Source organism: Dorea sp. AM58-8 (genome assembly GCF_003464045.1).
Taxonomy (GTDB): domain Bacteria; phylum Bacillota; class Clostridia; order Lachnospirales; family Lachnospiraceae; genus Claveliimonas; species Claveliimonas ammoniilytica.
In genome coordinates this window covers 1-22,421 of sequence record NZ_QSDM01000030.1, presented here as the reverse complement: position 1 = coordinate 22,421, position 22,421 = coordinate 1, and the positions used below count along the sequence as shown (strand labels likewise).

Annotated in this window: 15 protein-coding genes, 1 rRNA gene, 1 pseudogene and 1 riboswitch; all 17 genes and pseudogenes read left to right on the top strand. The window is 39.3% G+C overall.

Annotated elements, in window-relative coordinates:
- Nucleotides 1–625, top strand: a 625-nt coding sequence (locus DXA18_RS14385; RefSeq protein WP_147345611.1) for a CPBP family intramembrane glutamic endopeptidase, incomplete at its 5' end; no start/stop codon positions are given.
- 67 nt (nucleotides 626–692) lie between these two features.
- Complete coding sequence (locus DXA18_RS14380; protein WP_243007148.1) at nucleotides 693–917, top strand: hypothetical protein; 225 nt, start codon at nucleotides 693–695, stop codon at nucleotides 915–917.
- Nucleotides 918–1,054: 137 nt separating this feature from the next.
- Nucleotides 1,055–1,687 carry a class I SAM-dependent methyltransferase gene (locus DXA18_RS14375; RefSeq protein ID WP_118384479.1) on the top strand — a complete coding sequence of 211 codons (633 nt, stop codon included), beginning with the start codon at nucleotides 1,055–1,057 and terminating at the stop codon, nucleotides 1,685–1,687.
- Nucleotides 1,688–2,340: 653 nt separating this feature from the next.
- A pseudogene (locus tag DXA18_RS14365) lies at nucleotides 2,341–3,533 on the top strand (ATP-binding protein).
- An 84-nt stretch (nucleotides 3,534–3,617) separates the two neighbouring features.
- Nucleotides 3,618–4,307 carry a response regulator transcription factor gene (locus DXA18_RS14360; protein WP_118384481.1) on the top strand — a complete coding sequence of 230 codons (690 nt, stop codon included), beginning with the start codon at nucleotides 3,618–3,620 and terminating at the stop codon, nucleotides 4,305–4,307.
- Nucleotides 4,283–5,548, top strand: coding sequence for a sensor histidine kinase (locus DXA18_RS14355; RefSeq protein WP_118384478.1), 1,266 nt, complete (start codon nucleotides 4,283–4,285; stop codon nucleotides 5,546–5,548). Before DXA18_RS14360 ends, DXA18_RS14355 begins: the two co-directional genes overlap by 25 nt.
- 136 nt (nucleotides 5,549–5,684) lie before the next feature.
- The gene (locus DXA18_RS14350; protein WP_118384477.1) at nucleotides 5,685–6,359 is read left to right on the top strand and encodes an ABC transporter ATP-binding protein; all 675 of its coding nucleotides are present in this window, start codon (nucleotides 5,685–5,687) and stop codon (nucleotides 6,357–6,359) included.
- Nucleotides 6,356–8,800 carry an ABC transporter permease gene (locus DXA18_RS14345; RefSeq protein ID WP_118384476.1) on the top strand — a complete coding sequence of 815 codons (2,445 nt, stop codon included), beginning with the start codon at nucleotides 6,356–6,358 and terminating at the stop codon, nucleotides 8,798–8,800. Before DXA18_RS14350 ends, DXA18_RS14345 begins: the two co-directional genes overlap by 4 nt.
- Nucleotides 8,801–8,939: 139 nt before the next feature.
- Entirely contained in the window at nucleotides 8,940–10,958 is a 2,019-nt protein-coding gene (locus DXA18_RS14340) for an ATP-binding protein (RefSeq protein ID WP_118384475.1), read from the top strand.
- Nucleotides 10,959–10,972: 14 nt separating this feature from the next.
- Nucleotides 10,973–11,048, top strand: a riboswitch (cyclic di-GMP riboswitch).
- A gap of 87 nt (nucleotides 11,049–11,135) precedes the next feature.
- The gene (locus DXA18_RS14335; protein ID WP_118384474.1) at nucleotides 11,136–14,009 is read left to right on the top strand and encodes a transporter substrate-binding domain-containing protein; all 2,874 of its coding nucleotides are present in this window, start codon (nucleotides 11,136–11,138) and stop codon (nucleotides 14,007–14,009) included.
- Nucleotides 14,010–14,062: 53 nt separating this feature from the next.
- Nucleotides 14,063–14,908, top strand: a complete 846-nt coding sequence (locus DXA18_RS14330; protein ID WP_118384473.1) for an FKBP-type peptidyl-prolyl cis-trans isomerase — start codon at nucleotides 14,063–14,065, stop codon at nucleotides 14,906–14,908.
- Nucleotides 14,909–15,368: 460 nt separating this feature from the next.
- Entirely contained in the window at nucleotides 15,369–16,415 is a 1,047-nt protein-coding gene (locus DXA18_RS14320) for a zinc-dependent alcohol dehydrogenase (RefSeq protein ID WP_118384471.1), read from the top strand.
- A 27-nt stretch (nucleotides 16,416–16,442) separates the two neighbouring features.
- On the top strand, nucleotides 16,443–17,330 hold the full coding sequence (locus DXA18_RS14315; RefSeq protein ID WP_118384470.1) for a class II fructose-bisphosphate aldolase: 888 nt from the start codon (nucleotides 16,443–16,445) through the stop codon (nucleotides 17,328–17,330).
- 138 nt (nucleotides 17,331–17,468) lie between these two features.
- Nucleotides 17,469–19,229 (top strand): hypothetical protein, encoded by a 1,761-nt coding sequence (locus tag DXA18_RS16245; RefSeq protein ID WP_243007147.1) that lies wholly within the window; start codon nucleotides 17,469–17,471, stop codon nucleotides 19,227–19,229.
- Between the two features lie 569 nt (nucleotides 19,230–19,798).
- Nucleotides 19,799–20,854: a zinc-dependent alcohol dehydrogenase gene (locus tag DXA18_RS14305; RefSeq protein ID WP_118384469.1), complete on the top strand. Its 1,056-nt coding sequence runs from the start codon at nucleotides 19,799–19,801 to the stop codon at nucleotides 20,852–20,854.
- Between the two features lie 14 nt (nucleotides 20,855–20,868).
- Nucleotides 20,869–21,729, top strand: coding sequence for a class II fructose-bisphosphate aldolase (locus DXA18_RS14300; protein WP_118384468.1), 861 nt, complete (start codon nucleotides 20,869–20,871; stop codon nucleotides 21,727–21,729).
- A gap of 598 nt (nucleotides 21,730–22,327) precedes the next feature.
- Nucleotides 22,328–22,421: ribosomal RNA gene (locus tag DXA18_RS14295) — 16S ribosomal RNA — on the top strand; the annotation flags it as partial.

The window sequence follows — 22,421 nt, the reverse complement described above, 5'->3', positions numbered from 1 at the left end:
GCACATTATTGGGGGATTCTCTCCAACTATTGCCTCTTATATATCACTAAAGAGAAATAACAAAGTTAAGAATTTAAAAGAATGGTTAAAAAAGATATTTGATATAAAACATAATATTTGGACTTATGTTTTAATAATTTTATTTGTATTGATTTATTATGTTTTGGGGTGTGCAATAAATGGATTTGAATTTGGTGCTCCTATATTTATGCTTATAGTAATTTTACCAATGATGTTATTTGGTGGTGGAAATGAAGAAGTTGGATGGAGAATGATTTTACAACCTGAATTGGAAAAGAAATTTGGATTTCATATAGCAACAATCTTTACTTCTATTATTTGGTGGTTATGGCATTTACCAATATTTTTTATAATAGGAACAGCAAATGCAAATATGAACTATTTTCTTTTTGGAATAATGTGTTTAACCTTATGCTATGCTTTGGCAACAATAAGAAAGGTATCGAAAGGTGTATTTCCTTGTATATTAACTCACTGTTTAATAAATGGGCTATCTGCAATATTTGTATTTAATTATAGTTTGTTAAGTTGTTGTATAACTTTAATTGTAACAATAATAGTATCAATACTAATTTTAAATATAAATAAAGGATATATAAGATAATAACAAATTCCATTTTGTCGAGTAAAGGAGGTGCTGCAACAGATGGACAAAAGTAGACATTGAAAGTGTGCTTTTAGAAAAGGGAAAAGATTTCGCTATTAAAACAGCAGTTCATATCCGTAGAATGTTTGAAAAATTTGGATATGATGAAGTATTCGGAAGAAGTGCAGTTACTGAATTGCTGGGTTTAAAAAATTTGAGTGCGTCAAAACTTCTTTCAAATATAGTGCAGGCGGATATTATTGAACCGGTATCCGGATACGGAAAAGGAAAATACAAGTTTAAAAGTTGATGAGGATATGCAACAAAGCAGAGATTGAAACGCAGAAAGCGATGTTTTATCTGCAACAAAAAGGAAATGAGGAACATGGATTAGAGTAATATGAGTCCGCTTTGCGAAAAGTAATCAGGGAAACGGAGGACAATTCTATGACAGATAACACAAATAAAGGATTTTGGGAAAGAATGGCAAGAATATATACTGCATTTATGTCGAAAAACGATACCGTTTATGGGCAAATCTGCAAACTGTCAGAACAGTATATAGACAGTGAGAAGTCTGTCTTGGAATTGGCTTGCGGAACGGGACAGATTACCTTTTTAATGGCAGGAAAATCCGGCTCGTGGGAAGCAACAGATTACTCGGAAAATATGATAAAAGAAGCTGAAAAACGCAATCAAGGCGAACACAAATGCGAACAGCTCCGATTTTGTGTGCAGGACGCAACGAATTTGACTTATGAAGATGAAAAATTTAGTGTTGTCGTGATTGCAAATGCTTTACATATTATGCCACAGCCAGAGAAAGCATTAAAAGAAATTCACAGAGTTTTGAAAAAGGACGGAATTTTGTTTGCTCCTACCTTTGTTTATGAAAGGGGCTATCCCAAATTGCCGATATGGCTTATGGAAAAAGCCGGGTTCAAGACCTATCATAAGTGGCAAAGAGAGGAACTGAAAGAATATGTCGGTAACAAAGGCTTTTGTGTTGTAGGGGTAACCTTGGTAAAAGGTAAACCGCTTTCGGAATGTGTTTTGGTTGCAAAAAAATCAATTGATTAAGTCGCTGTGAAATCGGGTGCAAAATAAAAATTATCAATTTATAAAATATTTATAGTTAAGGAAGGACTGCGATGGAAATATTTATCGGAATGCTTTGCTGTTATTGACGATGAAATCGTGTGGCATGGTGGTATGCATCTTCTTGGGAAAGTGGATGTTTGGGATAATTTAATGCGGATCAGGAATCATCAGGTTGCAGCGGAATTATTGGAGATTGCATTTATATGATCCGGTAAGAACAAAAAAAGAAATGAGTAGGCAAAAAATACGAATAAAAATTTTAGGGTATTTGAAATAAAAGCTGACTTGAAAAAGTATATTCCAGAAACTTAATAGTGCCTGACACCAAGAGGTTCAATCAGAATTGAACAGAAATTCAGTTGTTGCAAATTTTACAACAACGACGTCTGATGGTAAAGATGGAAGCAATAGTTTCCGTTTTTTCTATTGGAAAAGTGTTTACAAAAAAGCTGATTTTAAGTGTGGGAAATGTGTAGGGGATCAAAATTAAAAACTAATACCAAAAAATGAATAATTTTAAAAAAGTGGGAATAGAATAATGACAGAAGGCATAGAGTGTGATAATATCAGTTTATTAAATATATTACCGAAAAATAAAAATTATTTAAAAAGTGGGAATAGGAGATGGTTGCATGCAGCTTATTGTAAGAAAAGAGTATTTAAATGAATTGATTGAATTGTATGGGACACCGGATATAAAAGTAATTACGGGCATCAGACGAAGCGGTAAATCGGTATTGCTGCAAGAGTTTGTCTCTTACCTGAAGTCATTAGAGGAAGCGGTAAATATTGTTATGATAAACCTCAGGAATTAGAGCTTGATCATTTATTGGAATATCATGCATTGCATAAGTATATCCTGGATCAGTACAAAGAGGGAATGACTAATGTTTTACTGATTGATGAGGTTCAGTTGTGCCCGCAGTTTGAACTTGCAATTAATAGTATTTATACAAAAGGAATTTATGATATTTATATTACCGGTTCAAACGCATTTTTGTTAAGTTCAGATTTGGCAACACTTTTTACCGGAAGAACGATGGAAATAAAAGTATATCCATTTTCTTTTGCGGAATATCTAACTTATTATGGTATTACAGACAGGTATGATGAAGCATTTGATCAGTATGTACGCACCGGTGGTATGCCGGGATCTTATGTATATAAGACTGAGGACAGACAGTATGATTACGTTAGAGATGTGTATTCAACCATTCTTATCAGAGATTTGGTTGAAAAGTATAAGGTAAGAAATAAATCAGAGTTCACCAACATATCGGAATTCATGATGGATAACATCGGTAATTTACTTTCGCCTAATAATATCAGCAAAACTTTAAAAAATGACCAGAGCGAGATAACCAGAAAGACGGTGTCAAAATACATTGGTTATTTAGAAAATGCATTTTTGTTCTATGAGGCAAAACGGTATGATTTAAAAGGGAAAAAATATCTGGCAAATAATAGTAAATATTATCTTTGTGATACATCATTTCGTTATGCAATCAATGGTACACGAAACATGGACTTTGGAAGAGTTTACGAAAATATTGTTTATCTGGAGTTGCGTAGGAGAGGATATGAGGTATATGTGGGAAAACTCTATAAAAAGGAAGTGGATTTTGTAGCTAAAAAACGTGAAGCTCAAATATATATTCAGGTAAGCGATAATATTTCAGATGAAAAAACATTTGAAAGAGAATATTCGCCTTTGCTTGCAATAAGAGACGCATATCCTAAGATGATAATTGCAAGAACACACCATGAAACTTATGATTACAAAGGAGTGCAAGTGGTTGATATCTGTAGATGGTTACGAGGATAGTACAAATTATTGCTCAAGGTATGTTTTTGGATATAATTTGTGAAAGAAAATGTTGATTATAGAATAAAGAGAGGTGCATATGCTATGCCAGATATACTCGTGGTTGAAGATGATGAAAATTTAAATCGTGGAATTACATTCTCACTGAAAAAATCCGGATATGAGGTTTTTTCAGCAGAATCAGTGAAAAAAGCGAAAAGAATTGCAAGTGATAATAATGTGGATGTTATCATTTGTGATGTGAATCTTCCGGATGGGAATGGACTGGAATTTGTAAGGTGGATGAGATGCAATTATAATACATACATTATTTGCCTTACAGCACTAGACCAGGAGATGGATCAGGTTATGGGATATGAAGCAGGGGCAGATGATTATATTACAAAGCCGTTTAGTCTTTCGGTACTTCTTTTGAAAATAGAAGCACATTTCCGCCGCAGACAGGAGAAAACGGAAGCCGGAAAGATGATTTCGGGAGATATCGTATTTATCGCAGGAGAAATGAAAGTCCTGATAAAGAGTCGTGAAATCAGTCTGACAAAAACGGAGTTGAAAATGCTGACTTTTTTTCTTCAGAATCCGAAAAAGATTCTTTCAAAAACACAAATATTGGAAAATGTGTTTGATCTGGAAGGGGATTTTGTGGATGAAAATACAATCGCTGTCAATATCAGAAGACTCCGTGAGAAAATCGAAGACAATCCGGCTGCACCGATCTATATAAAGAATATCAGAGGTCTTGGGTATATATGGAATCAGGAGGTAAGGCAGTGACAAAGAGATATCGCAAGAAGATCACAGTAGCGCTCTCCTTGGTTTTGCCTGTCATAGTATTGTTTGCAATATTAAATTGCTTTACCACATATGTGTTTTATGAAGATTATAAATATAAAATGAATCTTATGACAGAGATTGCTGCAAAGGAAGAATTTTCCGGGCTGGATGCTGTTTCGGAATTGCTTAAGGATAAGGATATTGAAACCAACGAACAGGGAAGGCGATTATTGGAGCAATATGGATACTGGGGAAATAAAGGGAATGCATTTTATTTGCAATTTCGGCATCAGGTTATGGTGACCGGTGCTGTAAGCACTGTGATATGCGTGCTTCTTTTGACTTTTTTACTTTATCGGAAGAAGACAGAAGATGCGTGTCATCAGAAAATTTTAGACCAGTTAGAAGAAATTCTGATCAGATTCCGTGAAAATAAATTTGATGATTTACTGAAAACGGAAAATCACGCAGAACTGGAAAAATTGAATGACCAGCTTGAAGCAATCGGACATCATATTCAGTTGCTAAAGGAAGAAGCAAGGGCAGAAAAAGAGAGCACGAAAGAAATGGTTTCTGATATCTCTCACCAGTTAAAGACACCGGTTGCAGCTTTGGATACATGTTTTAGTGTGCTGATGCAGAATGACTTAAGTGCCACAGAACAGGAGGAGTTTCGTATTCGTTGTCGGAGTGCTCTGGATGGACTGGAGACATTATTGCAGTCGCTTCTTGAAATATCCAAGATGGAAACTGGACTGATTCAGATTAATAAGAAAAAACTTCCGCTTATGGATACTGTCATATCTGCTGTGAACTGTATTTATCCCAAAGCGGATGAGAAAGAAATGGAATTTGTTTTTGAATATGAAAAAGAGATGGAAACATGCACGATTATGCAGGATAAAAGGTGGCTTGGTGAAGCGGTGATCAACGTTCTGGATAATGCGATCAAGTACAGTCCGGGTGGTTCAAAAATATTTATCCGGTTACAAAAAAGAAACGATTTTGTAAGAATGGAAATTGAGGATCAGGGAATTGGTATTCCGCAGAATGAGTATCACAAAATTTTTCAACGATTTTACAGAGGAAGTTCCCGGGAGGTCATGGAAAAGAGTGGTACAGGAATCGGACTTTTTCTATCGAGAGAAATTATCGAAAAACACGGAGGTACGATCACGGTAACCTCCGGCAAAAAGAAAAAAGGAAGCACGTTTGTGATTCAATTACCATATGATGGTTAAATTTTAAGTGAGCAGATATCTTACAATTCTGTAAGACTTCTGCTCGTTTTTTGAAAGTGAAATGAAAGATTGTCCTGATACAATTTGGATGTAGGTTGAAAAGGTAAACTTTACAGAATTAAAAAGGAGGCAACACATGAGTGTGATATTAGAAACCAAGCGGCTTTGTAAGTTTTATGGCACAGGTGAGAATCAGGTCAAAGCGGTCAACCAGGTGGACATTCAGATTGAGCAGGGAGAATTTGTCGCAATTGTTGGAAAGTCAGGTTCCGGTAAAAGTACATTACTTCATATGCTTGGAGGGCTTGACACCCCTACAAAAGGCAGTGTTACTTTAGCCGGGAAAGATTTATACAGGATGAAGGAAGATGCCCTTGCTGTTTTCCGCAGAAGAAAAATCGGATTTGTTTTTCAGGCATTTAATCTGGTTTCATCTGTTAATGTCTGGGAAAATATTGTACTGCCACTGGGGCTGGATGGAAGAAAAGTGGATGAAGCGTATGTAAATGATATCATTGCAACTCTGGGGATTGAAAACCGGATTTATAATCTGCCAAATCAGTTATCCGGAGGACAGCAGCAGAGAGTAGCAATTGCAAGAGCACTGGTGAATCGTCCGGAAATTATATTTGCAGATGAGCCGACAGGAAATCTTGATTCTAAGACCAGTGATGAGGTAATCGCCCTGCTTAAGATGACAGCAAAAAAATATGGACAGACAATTGTAATGATTACCCATGATGACGAAATTGCACAGGTCGCTGATCGTATTCTGGTAATTGAGGATGGACAGGTGGTGGATTTCAGATGAAGACAATAAGCAGGATTGCATATAGCAATGACAAAAAGAACAAGACAAGAAGTATACTGATTATGATGTCCATATGTCTGACTACGATGCTGCTTGTGATTATCAGTACTGTGGGAAATGGAATGATCCGTTTACAGAAAAGTCAGGCGGCAGGCTCATATGGAAGCAATTATGGTTTGTTTGTCGCAGCAGACGGATCGCAGTTAAAAGAAGTAAACCGCCGTGCGGAAATAGATGCTACAGGCACTATATGCACCGAAGGTATCATAAAAGGCAATGAAAAAGGCGGGTTTGTCTGCATGGATGAGACTGCAAGAAAAATGCTTCCTTATAATAAAGAATATGAGTTGAAGGAAGGAAAGTATCCGGAAAAAATGCAGGAAATTGCCGCAGGAAGAGCATTTTTTTGTGCAATGGGGTATGGTGATGTAAAGATCGGAGATACGGTTACACTGGATTACCGCGCAGGGATGCAGTCAGAATATAAGCCGGAAGAATTTGTTGTCAGCGGAATCCTATATGATCGGGATGAGTATACCATCGAGGCATCTTATGTTGCTTTCGGGTCACAGGAGTTTTATGATGAGCACGTCGCAGAGAATGACAGACAGTATAATATTTATTTTACTTTAAATGATTCTGCAAATGTATCTATGAATAATATTGATTCGGTTATAAAGCAGATTGCAGCAGCTTGTGGGATCGAAGAAAAAAACGTTATAGTCAATGATCTCTATTTGCAATGGGTCTTGCAGCCGAGTTATGAAACGATTGCGGTATGCGGGGTTTTGATTCTTGCAATTGTACTTTTCTCTGTTGTGGTCATTTATAATATTTTTCAGGTCGGTATTGCCAACAAGATACAAGAGTATGGAAAAATCAAGGCTCTGGGAGCGACAAAAAAGCAGATGAAACAACTGATCTTCAGAGAGGGCATTTTTTTGACATTTTTTTCAATACCAGTTGGATTGCTTTTTGGCTTTCTGATTGCAAAATGCGGTTTTAACTGGCTGGTAGAACAGGGGAACCTTGTATCAACCGGAACTGGCTCTATGGGAGTTCAAAATCAGCAGGTGCCTCTGTTTTCCCTGCCTGTTATGCTTCTCTGTATTTTCGTATCATTTCTTACCGTTGCTTTGGCACTGCGTAAACCAATGAAAATTGTTTCACGGATTTCACCTATCGAAGCAACACGGTATTTAGAAAATGCAGAAACACAAAAAAAAGGAAAACGAAATGGCAGAAAAAATGTCACCGTGTTTTCTATGGCAATGGCAAATGTAACGGGTAATCCCAAAAGAACTATTGGTACTATCCTCACAATGGGTTTTTCTTGCGTATTGTTTGTGATTATCTCTAATTATCTGGGAAATATTGACACGGAGCATGAAGCACGTCTTTCCGTTAATCATGGACAATTTGAACTGCAGCTTGACTATTCTGCTGAGTATGATGAAAGATATCCGGAGAATAATCTGGATACGATTCTGACGGATGATCCATTGAATGATTCGCTGATTGAAGAAATCAAAAGCATTCCGGGAGTAACAGATGTCATGACGAGAGAGATTGTCTCTGTAAATCTGAACGGAACAAGATTTCCGGCTGATATTGTGAGTAAAAAGGATTTTGATTTTATGCGCCAAGAAGGGGATATTGGCTCTATGGACTATGATCAGGCGGTAAAGAATGGTGATATTTTCTTTGGCTGGTCAACGTGGATGGAACAAGATGGATATGCTCCGGGTGAATCCATTGCATTTGACTTTGAGAATGGAAGTGGAACCTATACCTATCAGGGAAAGATTGCAGGATCTTTTGTAAGTGCGGACACTTATCTTGTCATTCCGGAAGGTGTATATCGTTCCATGAATCCGAGAGGAACAGCCTATGGCTACCTGTGGGTGGACTGTGATAAAAAAGATGTGGCATCTGTAGAACAAAGTCTGAATACTTTGATTTCTAATACTTCGCATATAAAAATGGATACTTATCATGCGCAGTTACAATCTGCCGAATTTGCAAGCAGCATGATGAAGCTTGGCTGTTATCTGTTTATGGCTATTGTAGGACTCATCGGGTTTATGAATATGGCGAATACCATGATCATGAATATTACGACAAAAAAGCAGGAATATGGTATATTACAGGCTGTGGGTATGACAAATAAACAATTAAATTTATGCCTGCAGTTACAGGGACTGATGTTTACGGTTGGTACCATATGCGTAGCTTTGATCATTGGTCTGCCGCTCGGCTATGCACTTTTTTCCTATGCAAAACATAATGGAATATTTGGAATGAATATCTATCATGTTCCAATCGTACCAATTTTTATTATGATTTTTTTGGTCGGTCTTTTGCAGATTGTGCTTTCCCTCGTTTTAAGCAGTAATCTGAAAAAGGAAACGCTGGTTGAAAGAATAAGGTATCAGGGATAGCAAGCCATCAAATATATTATTTTTCTTCTTTGGAAATATGGTCATGGACATATGTCTTGAAAAAATGATTGTGGAACAATATGGTGCTATGATATGATAAAACAAAAAACTTAAAGTCATTTAAGCATGAGGGAACCGTATGGATGATTTCAAAAAACTCACAGAGCAACTTTTGAAAATATATATTAATGCCGAATCAGTAAATGATTTTGGTATAGAGAATTACTTTGATGAAAATATCAGTCTGATTGGAACTGGGAAACACGAGATTTACAGGAATCTGCATGAGTTTTTAGAATCATTTGAATTTGATGTAAAACGAAGAGGCAAAATCAGAATTGAAGTACAAAATTTATATCAGGAAGAAGAACGGCTTGATGATGACCATGTTCTTGCACATGGAACAGTAGATTTTACTGGTCTGTTTAAAGATGGTTCAAGCTGTTTTAAAATGGCAACAAGATTTACGATTATCTATAAGTGGACGAATGGGAAATGGTTAGTTCAGCATCTGCATCAGTCAACACCAGATCTGGAACAGATGGACGGTGAAGAGTTCCCTGTCACATTGGGGAAACAGGTGAAGAAAACCCGGCAGGCACTTCAAGCATTAGGCACTGCCTATTATCATATCTCGAGGCTGAATTTAAAAACAAAGAAGATCGAACTTGTCAAAAGATCCAGGAAGAGAGATTTGGATATTAAAGATAATAGCGCAGATTGGGATCCTCAGTTCAAGATTATCGAAGATATTATAGCAGAACCGTTTGTACAGAAGTATATAGATTTTTTTGATATAGAAACCATGGCGGCGCGTCTTCATAATAAAGAATCTATGTCTTCTGAATTCAAAAAGAAGGATGGCTCATGGTTTCTTTCTATGGTTGTTCCGCAGAGTTATGATAACAATGGAAATGTTACATCCGTGCTGTTTGCAAATCGAGATGTGACAGATGAAAAACTGCGGGAATTAAAACAGGAGGAAGAATTGCGGGAAGCAAAATTAAAAGCAGAATGTGCAAATAAAGCAAAATCGTCATTTCTGTATAATATGTCTCATGATATCAGAACTCCTATGAATGCAATCATTGGCTATGCAGAACTGGCGTCCAGACATTTGCAGGAAACAGATAAACTTGGCAGATATCTTGAAGAAATTCAAATATGCGGAAAAGAACTTTTGTCGATGCTTGGTAATGTTTTGGATCTTGCAAGAATTGAAAATAATAAGGTTGAAATGGAATACACGGTTTCAAATGTCCATGAGTGCGTTGAAAATTGTGTCATTATGTTCCAACAACAGGCGGAAAGTAAAAATCAGACGCTCGCTTTGACAGAACAAATCATGTATCCGTATGTATATATGGATGCACCGCACCTGTCAGAGATCTGTTTCAACATTATAAGTAATGCTGTAAAGTATACAAATACAGGAGGCAAGATTACCTGTAACGTTGTACAGGAATCCTGTGAAAAAGAAGATTGGTGTAATATGATCATCACCATTACCGATAATGGAATTGGTATGTCTGAAGAATTCCAAAAGCACATTTTTGAAGACTTTGAAAGAGAACGTAACTCTACATACAGTCATATTGAGGGCAGCGGCATCGGAATGGGCATTACGAAAAAGCTTGTAGAACTCATGGATGGCACAATAGAAGTGAAAAGTAAGCAGGGGAAAGGTTCCACATTTACAGTAACTATTCCTTGCAGAAAAGCGTCAGGAGCCGATTCTCTGGTGAAGAAAAATAGTAATCTGTGCGAGAAAAGCTGCTTGAACGGTGTTCGAATCTTATTAGTCGAAGATAATGAGATCAATTCAGAAATTGCAAGAGAACTATTGACGGAAGAAGGATGTGTAGTTGAGACTGCAGATGATGGTGTTGCATGCATTGATATGATTGAAAAGGCTGATGCTGATTATTACAAGATGATTCTTATGGATATTCAGATGCCGGTTATGAATGGATATGACGCTACATCGATCATCCGAAAGATGAAGGATACGAAAAAAGCCAGTATCCCAATTATTGCGATAACTGCCAATGCTTTCGCAGAAGATACACAAAAGGTTCTTTCTGTTGGAATGAATGCTCATGTTGCAAAACCTGTTGATATGAACATTCTTGTGCCAACAATGATGAAATATCTATAATATGATACAAAGAAAGGATTCATCGGCAAATCAGTCGAAAGGCTGAGACGCAAAGCTATAGGGTCTGTAAAATGACAGCCAGCTGCAATGCTTAAGATGCATTGTCTGAAAAGGCAGTGCATTTTTTCTTTAGATTTGTGTCGTGTAGTAACCTGGTAATTTGTGGAGAAAAGAAAAATGGACAAAAGCAGAAAAAAATCAGCCGTACTATTTGTATGTATATTGGTAGTTTTTGGAATATGGATGATGTTGTCAGTACACTGCCTGGCTGCTGAAAAGAATAATGATGAAGCGCAGACAACGGAACAGAAGATTATCCGTGTCGGTTCATTTGAGGATACCTTCAATTATGCCGATAAAAACGGTGTAAGACGAGGATATGGTTACGAACTCATGCAGGCTTTGGCAGGCTATACCGGATGGGAATTTGAGTACGTGAAATGTGACTGGTCCAACTGCTTTGATAAGCTTGAAAACGGTGAGATTGATGTCATGGGAGACATCTCTTATACTGATGAACGTGCTCAAAAGATGTTTTTTTCGGATGAACCGATGGGTGAGGAAAAATATATTCTTTATGCTGATTTGTCAAATATAGATATTGGAACGTCTGATTTCAAGTTTATGGATGGGAAACGTGTAGGTGTGCTCATGGGCACAGAACCAGAAATCATGCTGACAGAATGGGAAGACAAGAATGGCATACAGACAGAACATGTAAATGTGGATAATAATGATGATGTCGAAAAGAAATTAGCGAATCATGAGATCGACTGTTTTGTATCTTTGGAGGAATCTATCTGGTCTGAACAGGGAATATCATCTGTTACTACCATTGGTAAGTCAGGCATATATTTTGCAATAAATAAAGAGCGCAGTGACATCAAGACGGAGCTGGATTATGCTATGCGTCAGCTGGAACAAGATAGTCCTTTTTTTAAGGCAGACCTGTATAAGAAGTATTTTACGCTTGATTATAACCAGAGCCTTACAGGCGGAGAAAAGGCATGGCTGGAAGAACATGGTGATATCCGTATAGGATTTATGAACAATGATCCGGCAATCTTTTCCATGGACGAAGAAACTGGACAACTTACGGGTATGTTATCAGAATATTTCTCCTATGCCAAAGACTGTCTGGGAAATCAGACACTGAAATTTAATATCCAGGAATATGATAATTACGATGAAATGCTTCAGGCACTGCAGGATCATGAAATTGACATGATTTTTTATGTCGGCAAAAATCCTGATCTTGCAGAAAAGAAAGGATATACATTTACGAACACAGCCTGGACCTACAGCCTGATGGCGGTAACTGATGACGAAAAATTTGATGAGAATAAGGTGTATACTGTAGCTGTGCCAAAGGAAAAATATGCCTTAAAACAGCATATTGCTTTTAGTTATCCCCAATGGAAGCTTGTAGATTGTGATTCGCTTGAGGATGCTGCAGATATGGTCATTCATGAAAAAGCAGATTGTTTCCTCATGGGAGCAAGTCAGGCGATGATATATGATAACAATCGAGATTTCAAGAGTGTTCCACTTACAAAAACAATGGAAGCGTGCTTTGCAGTAAGCGGTGGAGAGGGGACTCTTTTATCGATATTGAATAAAACCTTAAAGGCCATGCCATCTGACATGCTTACAAGTGCACTTGCTATTTATGACAGCACAGCAGATAAAGTAACATTTTTGGACTTTGTAAAAGACAATGTGCTTGCTTTTTTTGTTACGGCAGGATTCTTTGTACTCAGCATCATTGGTATTATCCTTGTACTTTTACGGAAGGCGAGAAAAGCGGAAGCTGTCGCAAAGCTTGCAGCAAATGATACACAAAAGCTAAATGACAAGTTGGAGATCGCTCTGAAAAAAGCGGAGGAGGCGAGTCTGGCAAAGACCCGTTTCCTTAACAATATGTCCCATGACATCCGTACTCCTATGAATGTAATTCTGGGCTATGCACAGCTTATGGAGAATGAACTAAATGGAAAAGAAATGCCTGAAACTTTAGTACATTTGGAAAAACTGCAACAGTCTGGAGAGCTTCTTCTGTCAATCATAAATAATGTACTGGATATAGCCCAGATTGAGAGCGGAAGGATGGAACTTGATGAGAATTACTGCCAGATTGAAGATGTCTGGAAATCCTTGCTTGCTGTGTTTGATGTGAAAGCAAGGAAAAAGAATATTACGCTTCATTACGCGATGAATGTAGAGCATGAGCATGTACTGACAGATACTACAAAGGTAAAAGAAATATTTGTCAACATCCTGAGCAATGCCATGAAATACACTCCATCCGGTGGTTCTGTTATGGTAGATGTAGCTGAATTACCTTGCGATGAACCTGGATACATGATAGAAAAGATCCGGGTGAGCGATAGCGGAATTGGTATGAGTCCGGAGTATATGACTAATATTTTCGAGGCATTTACACGTGAGCGGAATACTACAAAGAGCAAAATTGCAGGAACCGGACTTGGAATGTCAATCGTCAAGAAATATGTTGATCTGTTGGGAGGAACAATAAATGTAGAGAGTGAACTTGGAAAAGGCAGCACCTTTACAGTTACATTAAAGCACAGGATAGCAGATGAAAGCTATTATGTAAAAAAACACGTTGAAAGCTCAGAGACAGGAAGTGAAATCCTTGAAGGCAGGAATATCCTTCTGGCAGAGGACAATGATTTGAATGCAGAGATTGCAGGGGCGATACTTAAGCATGCCGGCCTTAAGATAGATCGTGTGGAGGATGGCATTCAGTGTGTAAACAGGATAATGGAAATGCCGGTTGGAACATATGATATGATCCTCATGGATATCCAGATGCCTAAAATGGACGGTTATAAAGCAACGCAGGCAATCAGACGCCTGCCAGATAGAGATAAAGCATGTATACCGATCGTTGCAATGACAGCAAATGCATTTGAAGAAGATAAGAGAGATGCTATTGCGGCTGGAATGAATGGTCATATCGCAAAGCCAATCCAGATGGATAAGCTACTGTCGATGTTAGCGGAAATCATGAGGCAACAAGAAAAGTAATACATACAAAAAACAATATAAAATGTAAACAATAATAGTTGGAGGGAATAAACATGAAAATTGCAGTAACATATGATAATGGAGAAGTATTTCAGCATTTTGGGCACACAGAGCAGTTTAAAGTATACGAAGTAGAAGCTGGAAAAGTAGTTCACATGGAAGTGGTTGCAGCGAATGGAGCCGGACATGATGCACTGGCGACTTTTATTGGAGAATTGGGAGTTGATGTTGTTCTTTGTGGCGGGATCGGAGATGGCGCAAATCATGCACTTTCAGAAGCTGGGATTGAAGTAGTGTCCGGAACGAGGGGAAATGCCGATGTGGTTGCAGAAGCATATATAAGGGGAGAACTTACTTCAGCAGGAGTTAATTGTGATCATCATGATCATGGGCACGATGAAGACGAGTGCAGCTGTAGTGGTGGCTGCGGTGGCTGCGGTGGCGGCTGCGGAGCTCCCCGTATTATTTTAGAAGGGAAAAATGCGGGAAAGACCTGCAAAGTTCATTACACAGGTACATTTAATGACGGTTCTAAATTTGATTCTTCATATGACCGGGGAGAACCGCTTGAGTTTATCTGTGGTGCGGGTATGATGATCAGGGGTTTTGATGCGGCAGTTGTGAATATGGAAGTGGGAGAGATACTCGATATACACTTGATGCCGGAAGAAGCATATGGCATGCCGGATCCAAGTGCAGTTCTGACATTTGAAATCGAGCAGCTTGCCGGATCTGAGAATCTGGAAGTAGGGCAGCAGGTGTACCTTTATAATGAAATGGGACAGCCATTCCCGGTTAAAGTAGTTGCGAAAGATGATGCTACAATCACCTTAGATATGAACCATGAAATGGCCGGTAAAGAACTGAATTTCAAAATTGAACTTGTGGAAGTGCAGTAAGCGGATAAGGAAAGACAGCAGACGAATCCAGGAATGTTGTTTATATAGAAGCAACAAAGGAGGATTCATACAAATATTAGAGGATGAAGGAAATAAAGACGCTCCATGGCTGGAAGATATGCAGCTGTTAGATGACGGTTCTCTTTTAATCCTGCTGACACAGAAGCGAAATGACGAGTCGGCAAATGAATTGATGTTCTTCCGATTGACAGGATTCTAATCCAGGTATATTACTCATGAAAGTATCAAATCAATAAGTTTGAAAGGTCACCTTTGTGGTGACCTTTTTTTATCTGTGTGTTATGATTACAATGATTGCAAACGAAAAAACGTGTAGGATTATTGCGCTATTTTCGGAAATTAACTGATACGCATTTCGCGAGTGCCTGTGCTATAGTGAGAATATGATATTGACTATGGTACCTGTAGATTTATACATTTTGGGAAGGAGTATGTAATTATGAAAGCACTTGTGATGAACGAACCGGGCAATGTGAAAATGACAGAATTACCGATGCCGGAGATGAAACCGGATGAGGTGTTGGTACGTGTTCGTGCAGCCGGAATCTGCATTAATGATGTGAGGGATTTTAAGGGAGAATGTGATTATTCTTATCCGCGTATCGGTGGACATGAGTTTGCGGGTGAGATCTATGAAATTGGTTCGGAAGTGAATAAGAACCGTTTTCATGTGGGACAGAGAGTTGTTACTTATGTAGTTGATAACTGTAAAGAGTGTTACTACTGCAAAAATGGATTCGAAAATGTGTGCCCGGATTCATTGAACAGTATTACATATAAGAATCCGGATGGCATCTCTGGCTTCTGTGGTTTTGGCCAGTTTGTTGTTGCTAAAGCAGAAGATCTGTATATCGCAGATGATAATGTACCATTTGAAAAACTGGCAGTGGTAGAACCGGTTGCATGCGTTATCAATTCTATTAATAATGCAAATGTAGAGTTTGGTGATGATGTGCTGGTTATCGGTGGCGGAACTATGGGCATGCTTCATGTCATGCTGGCGCATATGAAGGGCGCGAATGTTATTCTGTCAGAGCCGGTGGAAGAGCGTAGAAAGAAAGCACTGGAACTGGGAGCAAATGCGGTCATCGATCCGACCAAGGTTGATGTGGCAGAAGAAGTGAAGAGGTTGACAGACGGACTTGGAGCAAAGATCGTATTTAACACGACAGCTATTCCTGCAATTGCATTACAGGCACTGGGCTGCACAGCGAAATGTGGAACGATGGTAATGTTCTCGTCCCTGCATCCGAACAAACCGGTAGAGATTAATCTTGGCGCAATCCATTCTACACAGAAAAATATTACAGGCGCACAGAACGGAACAGTTAAGACATTCTGGCAGGCGGTGAAGATGTTGAACAGAGGCGTGTTTGATCCGACGCCGATCATTGAGGATGTGTATGATTATCATGATTTCGATCAGGCTATGGCATGTGCGATGCGTCCGGATACATACAAGGTAGTACTTAAGATTACGGATTAATTCTTGAATTTGCAGGAGGGTAAGTTTATGTTAGTAACATTGAATGATGTAATGATGATTGCTGAACAACAGGGAATCGCAATCGGAGCATTTAATACGCCGAATCTGGAAGCACTGCGTGCGGCAATTGAAAGTGCAGAGGAACTGGAAAGACCGGTTATTGTTCAGCATTGTCAGATGCATGAGGAACTGATTTCATTAGATATTATCGGACCAATTATGCTGGATTATGCAGCAAGGGCATCTGTTCCGGTATGTGTACATCTGGATCATGGCGAGGATCTGGATTATCTGAAACGCGCATTGGATATGGGATTCACTTCGGTAATGTATGACGGTTCCGTACATCCTTATGAAGAGAATCTTGCAACTACAAAAAGGGCAGTAGAACTTGCTGAAAAATATGGCGCAAATGTAGAAGCTGAGCTTGGAAGTATGGGCAAGCGTGAATTTGGAAGTGGTAAACCCGGCGAAGAAGATAACCAGAAGATTTATACAGATCCGGATATGGCGAAAGAATTTGTAGAGCAGACAGGTATTGACGCACTGGCATGCTCATTTGGAACTACACACGGTATTTATCTGACGGAACCAAAGCTGAATTTTGATATTGTAAGCGGCGTGCGTGAGAAGACAGAAGGAGTTCCGGTAGTCATGCACGGCGGATCGGGTGTGAGCAAAGAAGACTTCCACAAAGCAATCAAAGCAGGTGTGCGCAAGATCAACTATTTCACATACATGGACAAAGCGGGTGGAACTGCGACAGAAGAGTATGTAGAGTCGGTAGAAAAGGGTAAACCGGTATTCTATTCATCAGCCAGAGCAGCCGCCTTTGCAGCAATGAAAGAAAATGTAAAAGAGGCAATAAAGACATTTTCTATGATAGATTACCAGTTTACAACTATGATCCATTAAAGCTAACAGACAAACAGAAAAAGATAGAAGGATAATTTTTCTGAAAAGGTGTGTTTATTAGCAACGGATCGAAAGAGGTTGATATTATTAGGAAGAAAATGATATGATTATACATAATACACAGGAGGAGAAAATTTCATGAAACAGGAAAAGAGCAAGTATATTATTTTCACTGCTATCCTGGCATGCATGTTATGGATTTTGCCGGGAAACCATGTCTATGCAGCACAGATGGCAGCAAAAGTTATCACTGCGGATAATGTGGAAACGACGTATGAATCACTGAGTGATGCAGTGGCGGCTATGACAGATGGAGCTACGCTGTATCTGCAGGAGGACAGCAGTGAACGGATTGATGTACCGGATGGAGAGCACTGGAAAATTCGTACTGGAGACTATACATATTCTGGATGGATATGGATGGGAGATGAATCCGAGATAGAACTGGTTGATGGTCATTATGCGAGCGGATTTTTTATTCAAAACAGTCTTTCCACATATAAAAATTATGTGGTTCTGGATGACAATTTGACAATGGACAGAGACGCCAGAGATATTTTGGAACGTTTTGAAAAACCGGATCAATGGTGCAGAGAATATGAGGACGGGCAGTATGTGCTTGAGACCACTACAAAATTACCATATAAAGTAAATGGACAATTGTATGCTTCATCTGCAAGAGCTACCTATGGTGTGGAAGATGGAAGTACCTTATATATTGTGGAAGATACGGATCGCGGAATTTCCCGTATTAACACCTGGAATCTGTCGATGGATATTGATGCTGGTGATTGCACAGTGAAAGGGGAAATTGAATTACCGAAGAACTGTAATATCATTTCCGGTTCTTTTGACGGAGCTACGAGCGTATCTGATGTAGGCGTGTATACTATTACAGAAAAGTGCAGGTTTACCTCACGTGGTTTTGTGGTGAGCTGCTGTTCAGAAAATGAAATAGTGGTACATGATTCGGACTGGTATTATCGTAAAGTTTCTGTAGATGATTCGAAAAAAAACGTAATTGCAAATGGTAAAACTTATGTAGATATCGATCATGCCTTAAAAGATATTAATCAGAATGAAAATATTGTGTTTAACCTGACAGATGATTATCCGGAAGTTATTTCTCTGTCCTATGGATATCATGTGAAACTTGATTTTGGAAAATATTCTTTTAAGAGTTATCTGGAAAATTTTGCTGACCTGGAAATTGCGTCAGGAAGATTTGATGGAGGGGATGAGGAGAACGCCGTTTATATCGGCACAACTCAGCAGATAACGATTTCAGGCGGTTATTTTGGATATGTTGATTTCGATGAATGGTCCTGGGGTAATGGTAATCCCGGATATACTGTAAAGGGTGGTACTTTCTCACCGTATGCGTATGAATACATAAAAGATGATATTGCCGATGGATATCAGGCTGTTTATAAGAACGGGAATTATGTGGTTCAGAAACAGCAGACGAAAGTAACCGGCTGGCAGGCAAGTGATGGAAAATGGTATTACTATGATGCAGACGGTGTTAAAACGACCGGTTGGCAGAAGGTCGATGGAACATGGTATTACATGGATAAAGAGGGAGTGATGACTACCGGCTGGCAGGCAATCGGTGGAGCATGGTACTACATGAACGGAAGCGGAGCAATGACCACAGGCTGGCAGGCAATCGGTGGAACATGGTACTACATGAACGAAAGCGGAGCAATGACCACGGGTTGGCAGATAATCGGTGGAGCATGGTACTATATGAATGGAAGCGGAGCAATGACCACGGGTTGGCAGATAATCGGTGGAGCATGGTACTACATGAACGGAAGCGGAGTGATGGTAACCGGCTGGCAGGTTATTGATGGCAGATGGTATCGGTTCAATGCAAGCGGCGTGTGGATTGGTTAGTGTGCTATCCATATGAGTCCATAGGTGGCAAGAATTGGGAATGAAAATGACTGACATTTAAAAATGTGCATATGCGATGTACAGAAATACAGAACCGGGAGTTCCGGCATTATCAGGTGGTTCCTCCGGTTCTTTGTTTTTCGGAAATACGGTTAAACGCTTCATTATCCCAGAGATTAATGACCAAAATCCCCGTTTTTCAGCGATTTGTGACAGTCGTTCGACCATGCAGTGGTAGTTGGCATCTGCATAAGGTGGATTGGTATAAAATGCTATTGGGCGGTTTCTTTTTTGGGCATGGGTAATTACATATGTGATTGCTCCGGTGATGGCATTCGCGGGCAGATATTTTTTGCCACGTTTGTGAAAAATATCGAAACTTGTCAGCAAGGATATCATTTATAAAGTTGTAAACTGGTGTTATGGATTAAAATTTTGTGCAGAAATATTGCGCAATATTCTGCAAAAGGATTGTAAGTACGAAAACGAGAATATGCTATAGTAATTTTGTGATAAAAATTGTTTTTAAATATCAGAAAATTTGCATTTGCTGAAAGGAGCATGTAATTATGAAAGCACTTGTAATGAGCGAACCAGGACACGTAAAAATGACAGAGATCCCGACTCCGGTACCGAAGGAAGATGAGGTGTTGGTTAAGATTCATGCATCAGGAATCTGTGTAAACGATGTCCGTGATTTTAAAGGAGACTGTAACTTCAGCTATCCACGTATCGGTGGACATGAGTATGCCGGAGAAATCTGCGAAATGGGAAGTGCGGTAAATAAAGATCGTTTCCATGTTGGTCAGAAAGTTGTAACATATATTATTGATAACTGTAATGAATGCTATTACTGCAAGAACGGATATGAAAATGTATGTCCGGACTTCTCGCATACAACAGCATATCAGAACCCGGATGGAATTTCAGGATTCGGTGGATTTGCACAGTACATCACTGCAAAGGCATCTGATTTGTACATCTGCGAAGATCATGTGTCATATGAGAAGCTGGCACTGACAGAGCCGATTGCCTGTGTATTGAACTCTATCAACAAGAGCAATGTTGAATTTGGTGATGACGTACTCGTGATCGGCGGCGGTACAATGGGTATGTTGCATGTAATGCTGGCACATCTCAGAGGAGCAAGAGTTATCCTGTCTGAGCCAATGAAAGAAAGAAGAGATAAAGCACTTGAGCTTGGCGCAAATGATGTTATCGATCCAATGAACACAGACGCTGTGGCAGAGGTTAAGAAGCTGACAGGCGGAATGGGTGCGAAGGTTGTATTCGATACAACAGCAGTTCCTGCACTTGCACTTCAGGCAATTGAATGCACAGCGAAATGTGGTACCGTAGTAATGTTCTCATCTCTGCACCCGAACAAGCCGGTAGAAGTTAATCTTGGAGCAATCCACTCTACACAGGTTAATATTACGGGTGCACAGAATGGTTCTGTTAAGACATTTTGGCAGGCAGTACAGATTATGAACAAGGGCGTATTTGATCCGACACCATTAATTGAAGCTGTGTATGATTACAATGACTTTGATGAAGCTATGGCATGTGCGATGCGTCCGGATACATACAAAGTTGTACTGAAAATGGAAGATCACGATAAATAAGGAGGAAGTGTACAATGTTAGCAACATTAAAAGAAGTACTGCAGGCAGCAGAAGACAAGAAGATTGCGATTGGTGCATTTGATACACCGAACCTTGAAAGCCTTTGCGCAGCAATTGCAGCAGCAGAGGAAGTAGAACTTCCTACTATTATAATGCATGCACAGTGTCACGAGAGTCTGTGTCCACTTGATGTGATCGGACCTATCATGGTAGAGCATGCTAAGAAAGCAAAAGTTCCGGTATGCGTAATGCTGGATCACGGCGAGGATCTGGATTATCTGAAGAGATCTCTGGAAATGGGATTCACAGCAGTCATGTATGATGGATCTACAACTCCATACGAGGAAAATGTTAAGACTACCTGCGAAGCTGTAAAACTTGCAGCATCTTACGGCGCAGATGTAGAGGCTGAGATCGGAAGCATGGGTAAACGTGAATTCGGTGCAGGTACGCCAGGTGAAGAAGATGACGCTAAGATCTACACAGATCCTGATATGGCAAAAGACTTTGTGGCAAAAACAGGCATCGCGGCACTGGCTTGTTCATTCGGAACTACACACGGTATCTATCTGACCGAGCCGAAGCTGAATTTTGATATTGTAAAAGATGTACGTGCAAAGGCAGACGGCATCCCAGTAGTTATGCACGGTGGCTCAGGGGTAAGTGAAGAAGATTACCATCAGGCAATTGCAGCAGGTGTGCGCAAGATCAACTACTTTACTTATATGGACAAGGCGGCAGGTAATGCGGCGGCAGAATATATCGCATCGGTAGAAGATGGTCAGCCATACTTCTATTCAGCACTGCGTCTGAAAGCAATGGATGCAATGAAAGAAGACATTAAGAGGGCGATGTTGGTATTTGCCGGTAAATAAATGTATAATCTATAGAAAAACTGAGCGGATCATCGAAAGGTGCTCCGCTTTTAATGTATATGGAAATTGTAGATATGCATAAGAATCGAATTATTGCAGCAGCTAAATTGTCTGAATTATCTAAAATGAATAAATATTAAAAACAATATTGACAATTCCGCTTTCGCTGTGCTATATTATACAAGCTGTCGCGTGAGACAGGGCTGAGAAGTACCGCTGTCCATGAGGCACAAGCGAAAATCTGGAATATATGAAATGAAAAAAGTTGTTGACAAATGTCGATGAATATGATATTCTAGATAAGCTGTTTCGAGCGAGCGCACATCGCTGAAACAACAAAAATAAAAAAGTTGTTGACAAGCGACGAAAGATGTGATAATCTATTAAAGCTGTCGCAAACGACAACACAAAGAACTTTGATAACTGAACAATAGACAACAACCCTGAAGATTCTTTAAGAGAAAATTCAGAACGGACTGACAACTTGAAAGTTGAAGTCAACCTATATAACAGTAATAACGGGATAGGAAAGCTAGTAGTTTTCCTGAACGGAATTAAACTTGATTTTAACTCACGCTGAGGCGTGAGGGAAAATATTTTTTACGAGAGTTTGATCCTGGCTCAGGATGAACGCTGGCGGCGTGCTTAACACATGCAAGTCGAACGAAGCACTTAAGTTTGATTCTTCGGAT

What these genes read in the sequence shown, in the direction of transcription:
- DXA18_RS14375 (WP_118384479.1), top strand. Translation starts at nt 1,055, where the DNA reads ATGACAGATAACACAAATAAAGGATTTTGGGAAAGAATGGCAAGAATA.
- DXA18_RS14360 (WP_118384481.1), top strand. Translation starts at nt 3,618, where the DNA reads ATGCCAGATATACTCGTGGTTGAAGATGATGAAAATTTAAATCGTGGA.
- DXA18_RS14355 (WP_118384478.1), top strand. Translation starts at nt 4,283, where the DNA reads ATGGAATCAGGAGGTAAGGCAGTGACAAAGAGATATCGCAAGAAGATC.
- DXA18_RS14350 (WP_118384477.1), top strand. Translation starts at nt 5,685, where the DNA reads ATGAGTGTGATATTAGAAACCAAGCGGCTTTGTAAGTTTTATGGCACA.
- DXA18_RS14345 (WP_118384476.1), top strand. Translation starts at nt 6,356, where the DNA reads ATGAAGACAATAAGCAGGATTGCATATAGCAATGACAAAAAGAACAAG.
- DXA18_RS14340 (WP_118384475.1), top strand. Translation starts at nt 8,940, where the DNA reads ATGGATGATTTCAAAAAACTCACAGAGCAACTTTTGAAAATATATATT.
- DXA18_RS14335 (WP_118384474.1), top strand. Translation starts at nt 11,136, where the DNA reads ATGGACAAAAGCAGAAAAAAATCAGCCGTACTATTTGTATGTATATTG.
- DXA18_RS14330 (WP_118384473.1), top strand. Translation starts at nt 14,063, where the DNA reads ATGAAAATTGCAGTAACATATGATAATGGAGAAGTATTTCAGCATTTT.
- DXA18_RS14320 (WP_118384471.1), top strand. Translation starts at nt 15,369, where the DNA reads ATGAAAGCACTTGTGATGAACGAACCGGGCAATGTGAAAATGACAGAA.
- DXA18_RS14315 (WP_118384470.1), top strand. Translation starts at nt 16,443, where the DNA reads ATGTTAGTAACATTGAATGATGTAATGATGATTGCTGAACAACAGGGA.
- DXA18_RS16245 (WP_243007147.1), top strand. Translation starts at nt 17,469, where the DNA reads ATGAAACAGGAAAAGAGCAAGTATATTATTTTCACTGCTATCCTGGCA.
- DXA18_RS14305 (WP_118384469.1), top strand. Translation starts at nt 19,799, where the DNA reads ATGAAAGCACTTGTAATGAGCGAACCAGGACACGTAAAAATGACAGAG.
- DXA18_RS14300 (WP_118384468.1), top strand. Translation starts at nt 20,869, where the DNA reads ATGTTAGCAACATTAAAAGAAGTACTGCAGGCAGCAGAAGACAAGAAG.